The 11,764-nt window shown below is 66.9% G+C and carries 10 protein-coding genes and 1 pseudogene; 4 read left to right on the forward strand and 7 right to left on the reverse strand.

Annotated features, from left to right (window positions below):
• Together B3446_RS00540 and hemL are read left to right on the forward strand one after the other, a co-directional pair.
• Positions 1–119, forward strand: a pseudogene (locus B3446_RS00540) (thiamine phosphate synthase); the annotation flags it as partial.
• A 5-nt stretch (positions 120–124) separates the two neighbouring features.
• Positions 125–1,402, forward strand: coding sequence for a glutamate-1-semialdehyde 2,1-aminomutase (hemL, locus tag B3446_RS00545; RefSeq protein ID WP_191578232.1), 1,278 nt, complete (start codon positions 125–127; stop codon positions 1,400–1,402).
• Between the two features lie 34 nt (positions 1,403–1,436).
• On the opposite strand, the gene B3446_RS00550 is transcribed toward hemL, so the two are convergent.
• Complete coding sequence (locus B3446_RS00550) at positions 1,437–2,180, reverse strand: lytic transglycosylase domain-containing protein (protein ID WP_291376580.1); 744 nt, start codon at positions 2,178–2,180, stop codon at positions 1,437–1,439.
• Positions 2,181–2,451: 271 nt separating this feature from the next.
• On the opposite strand from B3446_RS00550, the gene B3446_RS00555 reads away from it, so the two are divergent.
• Positions 2,452–4,242: a FapA family protein gene (locus B3446_RS00555; RefSeq protein ID WP_191578233.1), complete on the forward strand. Its 1,791-nt coding sequence runs from the start codon at positions 2,452–2,454 to the stop codon at positions 4,240–4,242.
• Between the two features lie 143 nt (positions 4,243–4,385).
• Here the strand turns inward: B3446_RS00555 and B3446_RS00560 are convergent, their stop codons facing one another.
• Genes B3446_RS00560 through B3446_RS00585 form a run of 6 tightly spaced genes read right to left on the reverse strand, consistent with a single transcriptional unit; the run spans position 4,386 to position 10,175 of the window.
• Positions 4,386–5,204 (reverse strand): SDR family oxidoreductase, encoded by an 819-nt coding sequence (locus tag B3446_RS00560; protein WP_291376583.1) that lies wholly within the window; start codon positions 5,202–5,204, stop codon positions 4,386–4,388.
• Between the two features lie 12 nt (positions 5,205–5,216).
• The gene (locus B3446_RS00565; RefSeq protein WP_191578235.1) at positions 5,217–5,825 is read right to left on the reverse strand and encodes a cysteine hydrolase family protein; all 609 of its coding nucleotides are present in this window, start codon (positions 5,823–5,825) and stop codon (positions 5,217–5,219) included.
• Positions 5,825–6,358 (reverse strand): aromatic-ring-hydroxylating dioxygenase subunit beta, encoded by a 534-nt coding sequence (locus tag B3446_RS00570; protein ID WP_191578236.1) that lies wholly within the window; start codon positions 6,356–6,358, stop codon positions 5,825–5,827. The genes B3446_RS00565 and B3446_RS00570 overlap by 1 nt, the downstream gene beginning before the upstream one ends.
• Positions 6,349–7,698, reverse strand: a complete 1,350-nt coding sequence (locus B3446_RS00575) for an aromatic ring-hydroxylating dioxygenase subunit alpha (RefSeq protein ID WP_191578237.1) — start codon at positions 7,696–7,698, stop codon at positions 6,349–6,351. Before B3446_RS00575 ends, B3446_RS00570 begins: the two co-directional genes overlap by 10 nt.
• Before the next feature lie 9 nt (positions 7,699–7,707).
• Complete coding sequence (locus tag B3446_RS00580; RefSeq protein ID WP_175186012.1) at positions 7,708–8,952, reverse strand: dienelactone hydrolase family protein; 1,245 nt, start codon at positions 8,950–8,952, stop codon at positions 7,708–7,710.
• Positions 8,953–8,984: 32 nt separating this feature from the next.
• Positions 8,985–10,175 (reverse strand): ABC transporter substrate-binding protein, encoded by a 1,191-nt coding sequence (locus tag B3446_RS00585; RefSeq protein WP_175186013.1) that lies wholly within the window; start codon positions 10,173–10,175, stop codon positions 8,985–8,987.
• Positions 10,176–10,464: 289 nt separating this feature from the next.
• Here B3446_RS00585 and B3446_RS00590 point away from each other — a divergent pair, with 289 nt between their 5' ends.
• Entirely contained in the window at positions 10,465–11,451 is a 987-nt protein-coding gene (locus B3446_RS00590; protein ID WP_291376587.1) for an AraC family transcriptional regulator, read from the forward strand.
• Positions 11,452–11,764: the final 313 nt, after the last annotated feature.

An 11,764-nucleotide genomic window follows, 5' to 3' on the forward strand; every position in this document is an offset into this window, starting at 1 on the left:
CCCAGGCCGGCGCCGACGCCATCGCCGTCATCACGGCGCTGTTCGAGGCGCCCAGCGTCCGGGCCGCCGCCGTGGCCTGCTCCGCGCCCTATTCCGCCAACTCCAACCGTAAGCCTTGATCGCCATGTCCAGTAACGCTCAGCTCTTCGACCGCGCCTGCCGCAGCATTCCCGGCGGCGTCAACTCGCCCGTTCGCGCTTTCCGCTCTGTGGGCGGCACGCCGCGCTTTATCAAGCGCGCGCAAGGCCCGTACGTGTGGGATGCGGAAGACAAGCAGTACATCGACTACGTCGGTTCGTGGGGCCCGGCCATTCTGGGCCACTCGCACCCCGAAGTCGTGCGCGCGGTGCAGGAAGCGGCCGTCAACGGCCTGTCGTTCGGCGCGCCGACCGAAGCGGAAATCGAACTGGCCGAAGTGCTGATCTCGCGCCTGCCGTCGCTGGAACAGGTGCGGCTGGTCAGCTCGGGCACCGAAGCCACCATGACGGCGATCCGTCTGGCACGTGGCGCCACCGGCCGTGCCAAGATCGTCAAGTTCGAAGGCTGCTATCACGGCCATTCGGATAGCCTGCTGGTCAAGGCAGGGTCGGGGCTGCTGACCTTCGGCAATCCCAGCTCGGCCGGCGTGCCGCCTGAGTTCGTCTCGCACACGCTGACCCTGGAATACAACAACCTGGATGCCGTGCGCGAAGCCTTTGCGCAGCACGGCGCCGATATCGCCTGCATCATCGTGGAGCCGGTCGCCGGCAACATGAACCTCATCAAGCCCGCCCCCGGCTTCCTGGAAGGCCTGCGCGAGGTCTGCACGCAGCACGGCGCGCTGCTGATTTTCGACGAAGTCATGACGGGCTTTCGCGTCGGACCGCAAGGCGTGCAGGGCCTGACGGGCGTCAAGCCCGACATCACCACGCTGGCCAAGGTGATCGGCGGCGGCATGCCGGTGGGCGCCTTCGGCGGCAGTGCCGAAGTCATGAAGCACATCGCCCCGCTCGGCGGCGTCTACCAGGCCGGCACGCTGTCCGGCAATCCGGTGGCCGTGGCAGCGGGTCTGGCCACGCTGCGACTGATCGGCGCGCCCGGTTTCTACGAGAATCTGTCGGCGCAGACCGCCAAGCTGGCGCAAGGCTTGCAGGAACGCGCGCGCAAGGCCGGCCTGCCGTTTTCGGCGGACTCGGTGGGCGGCATGTTCGGCATCTACTTCAGCGACAGCATCCCGGCCTCGTTCGCGCAGGTCTCGGCCTGCGACACGGCGGCATTCAACCGCTTCTTCCATGCCATGCTGGACAACGGCGTGCACTTCGCGCCGTCCGCCTTCGAAGCGGGCTTCGTGTCGGCCACGCACGACGACACCGTCATCCAGGCCACGCTGGATATCGCGGACAAGGTCTTCGCAGGGCTTTAAGCGGTTGTCCGAGCGGGCTTCGCGCCCGCTTGCGTCACGGCGCCTTGTACTGCTCGTACAGCGCCGTCACATTCTTCACATAGGCCTGGGTTTCGGCGTACGGCGGCACTGCGTCGTACTTGCGCACCGCCCCCTCGCCCGCGTTGTACGCGGCCAGCGCGAGATCCAGGCGGCCCGGATACCGGTCAATCAGCCGGCGCAGGTGGCGCGATCCGGCCTGCACATTGGTCGCCGGATCCACCAGCGCGCGCTCCACGTCATCCACCGACAGCAACGGCGCGGCCGTAGCCGGCATCAATTGCATCAGGCCCAGCGCACCCTTGGGCGAGCGGGCATCGCTGCGAAAGCCCGATTCGATGGCGATGACGGCCGTCAGCAACGCCTGGTCGACTCCCGAATCCAACGCAGCGCGGGCGATCAGGTTGTCGTGCTTGGTCGTGGGTTTGACGGCGCTCCAGCGCAACGCCGGTTCGGCGGGCGCGCGTGTCACGCGGCGAGCGCCGTCGCCGGCTTCCGGCTCACAGGTCAGGCACAATTTCTCGGCGCCCCCGCGGAGCGCGGTTCTTGCCTGCGCGCGCTTGTAGTATTTACCGGTGCCGGTTGGCACCTTCATCGTGCGCCAGACGCCGAACGGGTCCTTGTAGCGGTACGTGTCGGCGGCCTGCACGGGCGCGGCGGCCGCCAGCGCCAGAGCACCCGTCGCCAGCGCCGCCATCCCGCCGGCGCGCGCCAGGATGGCGCGCGTGGCCGAAAGAATGGAGGAAGGTGGTTGGGACATGGGACGGGGCTCCGGCGGCGTCCTGAGACGCGTTGGCGAGCCCTTATGCTGCTTGCACCTTCCCGGTCCTGTCTTTCCTGCCGATGATCTAGATCGCGCTGGCGCGCGCGTTTCCCAGGGAAAATCGGGGACGCTACTAGGCCATGCGGCCGATAAAATTTGCCTGTTACCGCCGGTAAAGATCGTCCCGGCAAAGAATATGACGTAATATTTCGTTCAATTACCAAATGATTGAACCGGCCGCTCGTGCCGGAATCGGAGAGAGGGTGAAATGGGCGCAGAAAACTTGCTCCAGTTGATACTGGATGCCGACACCAACGTCCTGACGGCGGTGTATACGCCGCCACCTCGTCCCGAATCCGCCGTCGCGGACGCTGCACCCGGCACAGCGAACGCGGAAAACGGCGCCCCTGCCGATGCACCGGCCGGTTCACCGTCCGCCTCACAGGCCGATGCCCAGACCGCCGACGAGGATGCCGACGTTGCAGTTGCCGACGAAGCCGACGCCCCGCCGGTCAACACCGACCTTCCGACGTGGGACGTGCTGGTCGCCGCCGCGGCCGCGCAAGGCTGGGGCCCCGATGCGCTCGACAATCACGCCATCGTCGCCTTCATCGACCTGTGCCGCACGGCCACCGAGCCCGTCCAGAGCCCCGTCGGCAAGGTCGTGGACGGCAGCTTCGACATCGAGCTGAACGCCACCCTCATGGCGGCAACGCTGACGCTGCACCCGCCCAAGGGCGGCAAGCCCATCACGCTGGAAGCGGTGCGCCAGGCCCTGGCGGATCAGGGCATCGTGCATGGCGTGCTGGACGGCGCGCTGGCCGAGGCCGTGGCGTTGGGACGCGCCGAAACCATCCTGGCCGCGCAGGGCACGCCGCCCACGCGCGGCACGCCCACCCGCTTTGAAAGCCTGCTCGACCGCCTGAAGCCCCGAGCCGAGGACATCGACGAATTGGCCCAGGTGGATTACCGCGATCTGGGCAGCCTGCTGCTCGTGTCGCCCGGCACGCCGCTCATGCGCCGCTTTCCGCCGTTGCCCGGCGTGGACGGCACCAACGTGTTGGGCGAGGCCGTGCTGCCGGACGAGCTGCCGGACACCCCGTTCTCCAAGGAATTGTCCGGCGTCGAGATCGATCCGGAAGATCCGCTGCTGCTGCGCGCGGCCATTTCCGGCACGCCGACGCTCATCACCCACGGCGTGCAGGTCAACCCCATGGTGGAGGTGGACGCGGTCAACCTGTCCACCGGCAACATCAACTTCGAAGGTTCCCTGCAGGTGCGCGGCGACATCGCCGCCACCATGGAAGTGCGCGTGACCGGTGACGTGGTCGTCAACGGCACCATCGAAGCCGCGCTGGTTGAGGCCGGGGGCAGCGTCACCGTCAAAGGCGGCATCATCGGCATGGCTGAAACCGTGCACGACGCCTCGGGAACGCCGCGCACCGCGCACATCGTCTGCGGCGGTACGCTGCGGGCCAAGTTCATCGAGAACGCGGTCATCAGCGCGGGCCAGGACATCGACGTCGAACGTGAAATCCGCCAGTGCAGCATCGCCGCCGGCGGCAGCGTGAACGTCGGCCCGCCCAACACGCAACAAAGCGCCATCACGGGCGGCGAGACCCGCGCCCTGCTCGCGGTGCGCGCCGGCACCATCGGCTCGCCCGCGGGCATCCCGACGCTGGTGCAGGCAGGCCTGGACCCGCACGCCGACATCAAACGCTCGGCGCTCACGCGCAAGCGCTTGAAGATGAACGAGGAAAAGGCCAAGCTGGAACAACTGCTGATGTTCCTGCAGGCGAACCCGCAACGGGCCACGGGCGACGTGGTCGAACGCGCGCGCAACACGCACACCAGGCTCATCGGCGACCTGGCCGGGCTGGAAACCGAGGAAGCGCAACTGGCCCGCGACCTGCTGCCCCAGCAGAACGCCACCATCGCCGCCACGCGGCGGTTCTGTAGCGGCACCAAGATTCAGCTGGGCAACAAGATGCAGGAGTTCCTGGAAGACCAGGTGGGCGGCAAGGCTGGCCTGGAAGAAGGCGAAATCGTGATTCGCTGATGGGCGCGCGAGGGCGTTGGCAGCCGCGCAGCCCTCGTGCGGAACCGACGTAGGACCCAATCGGGGGGCTGCCCCCCTGCGGCTTTCCCCTCCGACCGGCTTAGGACTAAGTCGGGCGACTGACACCCGCTCAGGCGATCCTCTCAGGCGCCGTCGTCCGGCATCAATTCCTTGAACCACACGCGCGGTGAAATGCCGCGGTCCGGGCCCAGGATCGAGAAGCCGCCGTCCACGGGAATGTCGACGCCCGTCATCCACGATGCCGCGTCGGAGCACGCAAAGCACACAGCAGCCGCGATCTCCTCGCCGGAACCCACGCGGCCCAGCGGATGGAAATGCGCGCCCACCGCATCGGCTGCCTGGCGCGATCCGCCCGACAGCTGTTCCACTGACGGCGACCACGTCCACGCCGGCGACACGGCCAGCACACGCACACCGGCTGGCGCCAACTCCACCGCGAAATTCTTCGTGATCTGCAGCAACGCCGCCTTGGATGCTGGATACAGCGCGCGTCCGGCCGCGCCAAACTTGCCGCCCGTGCTGCCCAGATTCACGACCACGCCGCCGCGGGGCAGATGCGCAGCCGCCAGCTGCGTGAAGATCGCCGCCGACACGAGGTTCGTGTCCAGCGTCCGATGCCATTCTTCCCGCGACGATGCCAGCCCGCGGTCCGCGTACTGGCAGGCGTTGTTGACCAGGAAATCCAGCCGGCCAAAGCGCGCCAGCGCGGCGTCGATGCAGGCCTGGATCTGGGCGTCCTCCCCGATATCGGTTTCGCAGAACAGCGCGCGGTCGCCCAACGCCTTGGCCAGCGCCTCGCCCGCCGCGGCGTTGCGGCCGACCAGCACGACGTTGGCGCCCGCCGCAGCCAGGCCGCGCGCGATATCCGCGCCCAGGCCTTGCGTACTGCCGGTGACGATGGCGGTGTTGCCCGCCAGGCCGGAAAAGCCTGAGAAATCCATGTGTATTCCTTGTCAGTTGGGCGCGGCGGCCCAGCGCACCGCGTCACGCACCGAGCCCGTCTGCGCGATCAGCCGCATGCTGGCCAGCGAGGCCTCGTGCACCGCCGGATCGGCTGACGCGCAGGCATCTTCAGCCACCATCACCGAGAAGCCGATATCCGCGGCATGGCGCACCGTGCCCTCAACCACCGAATGCGTCGCCACGCCCGCCACCACCAGCCGACGCGCGCCCAGCAGCCGCAGGGTTTCCTCCAGCGGCGTGCCGTAGAACGCGCTGATGCGCGTGTGCTTGACGACGAACTCGCGCGCGCTGCCCGCCAGCGGATGCAGGCCGTCGTAGAACGCACTGCCCCACTGCCCTTCCGGCACCGCCCCGATCGTGGCCACGTTGCGGAAGATCTCGCAATTGGGCAGCAGGTCCGCGTAGTCAGGACGAAACGCAATGCGCACGTGCACGATGGGCAGCGCGTGCGACCGCGCGCCGTCGAGCAATGCCGCGGCGTTGTCCAGCAGGCGCTGGCGCGCCCCGCTGTCGGCATCCAGCCCGACGCGGATCTTGCCATCCGGATGCAGCACATCGTTCTGATAGTGCAGCGCCAGCACCGCCACGTCCGCGTTCATCACACAAACACCTCGAACGCGTCGTGCGCATCGTCGCAGTTCACGAGGTCCACGCGCTTCATCCGGATGCGCCAGCCATCGCCCTCGGCGGCCAGCTTGTGCGTATATCGGCCCGCAAGCTGGCGCGGCTGGCGCTTGCGCCATTCGGTCATCTGAAAGACCGAGTGCACAACCAGATTGCCGGCCGCATCCACACCCTCGACCTGCACGCCGCCGACCAGCCGCACACTGCGCGTCGGCGGCTGCTGCGACCAGTTGCGCGGATGCTCCAGGCGCCGGATGCGCACGTCGCGCAGCATGCGGTCTTCCCAGAAGATCGAGATGAAGTCGTACGGACTATCCTGGCCGTGCTTGCGCGGCATCCAGTACATGCCGTCCTCGGTCCACAGCGCCTGCCACTCGTCATAGCGCCGTTCGTCCAGCAACCGCGCCTCGCGGTACAGGAACTGCGCGATGCGATGGTAGGCGTCGGCGGGTACGTCGGCCGGCGCAAGATTCGCGGTGCCGACGTCAAAATCCAGATCTAGCAGCATGCGCCGTCTCCCTTGGCCGTGGCGTCTGCGCCGGTCCCGGCGCCCGCCTCCATGTAAGCCTTCCACGCGCGGAATTGATTGCGCATGGGCAATTCGCTGGTGCCGTTCACGGACACCATGCCGTCGGCCTCGACGCGGTCTGTGCCGTGATAGCGGTGCATGCTGACCCAGTCGCCGCCCCGCGTCGCGTTGCCTTCCTGGCAGCGGTTGTAGAGCTCGATGTCGTCCGGCATCACGTTGGACGACGGCGAATTGATGACGTTGGCGTACAGCATCGCGCGCTTGAACACGCCTTCCGGCGCGCCCTTGCAGCGAAAGGTCTGGATCTCGATCAAGGTGCGATCCACCGCCACCGGCCGGATCACGCGAAACTGCTGGAACACCGTGTGCGGCGATCCGCTGCCGTAGATCACCGTGTTGTGGCGGTTCATCCCCAGTATCTCGCGGGCGCGCTGTTCGCCGTACGCGCCGGACAGCGACTCGAAGTGCGCGCGCGACACGGGGTCCCGTTCTGCGGCGCCCGGATTGAAGATGCCTTCCATGTAGCCGTGGCCGTTGTCGTAGGCGCGCAGCTCCAGCTTTTCCCAGAATTCGTAGGGCTCGCCGTTGCCGTCCATGATGTGCAGCTCGAGCGGCATCTCGCCGATTTCCTTGGCCTCGTCGCGCGCCGCCGCATACGACGATTCATGCGTCACGCGCGCGTGCATCGTGTCGTGCAGGTTCTCGTAGAACACCTTCCAGTTCGACCGCTGCATCACGCGGAAGATGCCGCCGGCAACTTCCACCTCGCCCACTGGCGAACGGTCGCACAGGTTGTCGATGGACGAGCGCACGCCGCCCAGAAAATCCACAAGCGGCTGCCCTTCAGCGGATTGGCTTGCGAACACGAAGCCGCGGTAGCTTTCGACGCGCGGCAGACGCCGCATCGAGAACGACGGGTCCGTGGGATCGTACGACGTGCCTTCCAGCCCCTGCTTGAGCGGCACGCCCAGATGGCTGCCGTCCAGCTTGAACGTCCACGCATGGTACGGACAACGGAAAAACTTGCCCGCACAGCCTTCGCCGTCGGCCACCACCTTCGCCCCCTTGTGCGGGCAGCGGTTGTACAGCACGTGCACGCGGCCGTCGGCGGCGCGCACCATCAGCACATCCTGATCGCCCAGGCGTGTGGTGTGATAGTCGCCGGTCTTGGGCACCTGGCTTTCGTGGCCCACGTAGATCCACGCGCGGCCGTAGATGCGCTGCATTTCAAGGTCGAAGATCGCCGGATCGGTGTACAGGTCCCGGTGCACGCTGTCGCCGCGCACCAGCCCCGCCAATTGTTCGTCGGTATAAGGCATGTCCACTCCCTACTTGTTCGCGCTGTCTTTCCAGCGCGCCATCAGCGTGTTCGAAGGCAGGGTTTCGTCCAGCAGCTTGGCTGCGGTCTCGCGGCCAGCGGTGGGCAGGCCGGCCGGATCCAGCAGGCCCACCTGCACCAGCACGCTCGCCTGATCCCAATAGATGTGCTCGTGATAAAGCTTGTCGCCGCGGAACTTCACGATGGCCACCAGCGGGATCTCCACATACTTGCCCGTCGGCGCGACGCCCGGCAGCATCCAGTCGATCTCGGTTGTGTGGGTAAAGCAGAACAACAGTTCGTCCACGATCTGCGTCGCGCCCACCGTGCGCGACAGCGGCACCAGCCGCGTGTCCGGCGGGTTGCTGTTCACGAAATGATGCTGATAGAAGCGCGACAGCTCCTTGTGCCCCACGCCGCCCGTCATCGTCGGGATGTGGTTGACGTAGGGTTCGGCCACCATCGTCGCCATCGTCGCTGCCACGTCGCGCGTGCCGAATTCATATTCGCAGTGCTTGTCCCACAGGTACGAATAATCGAACTCCGGCCCGATCGTGCGCTGCAGCGCCGCCATGCTGCGCTGGTGCGCCATCAACGCCGACGGCTTGTCGTAGTGATCGCCGCCCGTGCGTGCAAACGCATGGTCCACACCGGGATACACGTACAGCTCCACGCCCGGCTTGCCGCCCAGCGCTTCCAGGATGCGCTTGCGCGCCTCGGGCGGACAGAACCCGTCCTGCTCGGCAATGTGCAGCACCAGGCGGCCACGCAGATTGCCGGCTTCCTCAAGGCTGTCCTCGATGCCCACGCCGTAATATCCCACCGCCACATCCGCGTCCGTGCGGCACGCCGCCAGATAGGCCAGCTTGCCGCCCAGGCAATACCCCAGCACGCCCGCGCCCCCTTCCTGCTCGGGCAGCTCGCGCAGCACGGCCAGCGTCGACGCGATGTCCTTGATGCCCAGGTCCACGTCAAAGCCCTTGTACAGCTCGAAGGCACGCGGCATGTCCGCCGGGCCGTCCGTCAGCTGGATGCCGGGCTGCTGGCGCCAGAACAGGTCCGGCACCAGCACCACATAGCCTTCCTCGGCCAGCAACTGCGCGCTGCGCCGCATGAAATCGTTGACGCCGAAAATCTCCTGGCACAACACCAGGCCCGGGCCGCGGCCCGAGGCCGGCACCGCCAGATAGGCGCCGAAGGACTTGCCATCGTGCGAGGCGATCGTCACCTCGCGCGTCGTAATGCGTTCAGTCATGCGTATCTCCTGTATTGCAAAGCTGCGGCGGCCTACTTCATCTGGCACGCGGCGGCGAAAGGATCCTGGTATTGCGTCAGCACCGTGCCCGACAGCTTGTTCGACAGCTTGCCGCTGGCATCCGCCTCGACCACGCGCAGGTAATAGTTCTGCACCGGGTACTGATTGCGGTTGAACTTGAAATCGCCGCGCACCGACTTGAAGTCCGCACGCCGCAGCGCCGGACGCAGCGCCTCGGCATCCAGCTTGCCGCCCGTCTGGCGCACCGCGCTGTCCAGCAGCATCGCCGCGTCATAACCCTGCGACGCATACAGCGACGGACTGCGGTTGTAGGTCTTCTTGAAATCCTCGACGAACTTGCGGTTGGCCGGGTTGTCGAGTTCGGCCGCCCATTGCGCCGTATTGCGCAGGCCCTTGATCGGCGCGCCCACCGCCGCGATCGTGTCTTCATCCCCGGAAAAGCCCGGCGCCAGCAGCGCGATGTCCTTGGACAGCCCCGCGCCGTTGAACTGCTTGATGAAATTCACGCCCATCCCGCCCGGCAGAAAGAAAAACACCGCGTCCGGCTTGCTGGCGCGCAGCTGCGTGATCTCCACGCCATAGTCCAGCTGGCCAAGCTGCGTATAGATCTCCTCGGCCACGCCACCCTTGTACAACCGCTTGAAGCCGTTCAGCGACTCGCGTCCGCCCGGGTAATCCGGCGCGATCAGCGCCACGCGCTTGTAGCCCTGGTCGGCCGCGTACTTGCCCATTGCCGCCGGAATGTCCTCGTTCTGCCAGGCCACCGCAAAGAAATTCGGATTACAGCCCGCGCCCGCGTAATTCTCCGGGCCCGTATTGGTGCTGAGATAAATCGTGTCCGACTGCAGAATCGCCGGCATCACAGGCAGCAGCACATTCGAAAACACGATGCCCGTCATCACGTTCACGCGATCGCGCTTAAGAAGACGTTCCACCGCCTGACGCCCGGTATCCGCCTTCTGCTGGTCATCGGCCACCACCACTTCCGCCGCCAACCCGCCCAGCTTGCCGCCCGTATGCTGCAGCGCCAGATTGAAACCGTCCCGGATCTCGTTGCCCAGCGCCGCGCCCGGCCCCGACAGCGTCGTCAGCAGGCCCACCTTCACCTTGTCGGCCGCCGACGCCACACCTGGCGCGCCCACCGCAGCGCCCATGCAAACCAATGCCGCCAGCGCGCGCCGGCTCCATCCATGTCGATTCATGTGCCACCCCGTATTCGCCGCCAGTCACGCTGGCGGAAAGCTGACAGAACCCGTCTGCCGTCGGTACACGCATGCCGCCGATCCAAGTCGCCCAGCTTACGCGCCGCGGCGCCCCCATTCCAACAGGCCCGCCCACCGTGCACGCGCCTCCCGGCAAGATTAGGCCCCCGCCCACCCCGGCTCTATCCGAATTCCGCCAGGCTTATCCGGGATTCACTTAATTCCCAATGGCACGCGATTCCATTACGCTGCCCGCAGATACGGGATCGGTCCCGTCCCGGAGGCTTCCATGCACGGCTGGTCCCGACTAGAGCTGGCGCCCTTGCTGAAACGGCGCGTCTTCAGCTCCACGCAACAGGATGAGACCCGCGCCCGCGTGTCCGAAGCCCTCAAGGACCACCGCCTCACCTGGAAAGGCGGCCGCGTCGACGCCGAACTGAACCGCGGCCGCTTCGGCTCCCTCACCGTCTGTACGTTGCGCTACGGCGCCGAAGTCCACATCGAACCCGACCGCCTCCAGGACTTCATGCTGGTGCAGGTCCCGCTGCGCGGCCGCGCCCGCATCGAATGCGGCGACGAAGGCGTCAACGCCGACCCCGACTGCGCCGCCGTCATCGCCCCCAACCGCCGCCTGCGGCTGCACTGGGAAGCCGGCTGCGAACAACTGCTGCTAAAGATCCCAAGAGGCAAACTGGAAGCCATGGGCCAACGCGCCTTCGGCGAAGCCGCCGCCCGCCCACTGGATTTCAGCCCCGCCCTGCGCCTGGACACGCCCATCGGCGCCGCCTGGCGCAGCATGATGGGCAGTCTGATCCACTTGCTGCCCACCCTGGACGACGGCGCCCGCCGCCCGCCCGCGGCGTGGCTGGAACACCTGGAAGACACGCTGGTCTTGCACCTGCTCTACAACCAGCCCAATACTTGGCAAACCCACGCGGGCCAGCCCAACACGGTCCCCCGCCGCCTGAGCGTCGCCGAGGCCTTCATGCGCGAACGCCTGGGGGCTCCTCTAACGCTGAACACCATCGCGCGCCACGCCGGGGCGAGTGCCACCGCGCTGACCCGGCTTTTTCAGGAACACCGGAATACGACGCCGATGAATGCGCTACGCGCGTTTCGGTTGGATGCGGCCAGGAGCCGGTTGAAGGCGCAGCCGGATGCGAGCGTCACCGAAGTCGCGCTGAGCGTGGGATTCGGACATCTGGGCCGGTTCTCGGAGTATTACCGCGAACGCTTTGGGGAACTGCCGAAAGAGACGCGACGCGCGGGCGGGTGATAGCGGATTGCGGTGTCTGACACCGAATCGGTCTTGCGCGCTTGTAGGGGGTGTCTGACACCGGAATCAGTCCTACCTGCTTGCGATGGGTGTCTGATACCGGAATCAGCCCCACGCGCGCCGCGAGCGCGCCGCAAGCGCGCAGCGCAGACCCGTGGACGCAAGACACAGCGTAAGCCCCACCAGGCCGCNNAACGCAGCCAAGAACCTCAAGAACTCAAACCCCCCCGCCGCCCGACAAGCTGAAACCTCCCGAGCCTGGCGTGGCGGCGGTCTGGGGCGCGCGGGGCGTGTAGATGCGCCCGAGGGAATC

The sequence above is a fragment of the Achromobacter sp. UBA5777 genome (assembly GCF_002418565.1).
GTDB classification, from domain to species: Bacteria; Pseudomonadota; Gammaproteobacteria; order Burkholderiales; family Burkholderiaceae_B; genus Achromobacter; species Achromobacter animicus.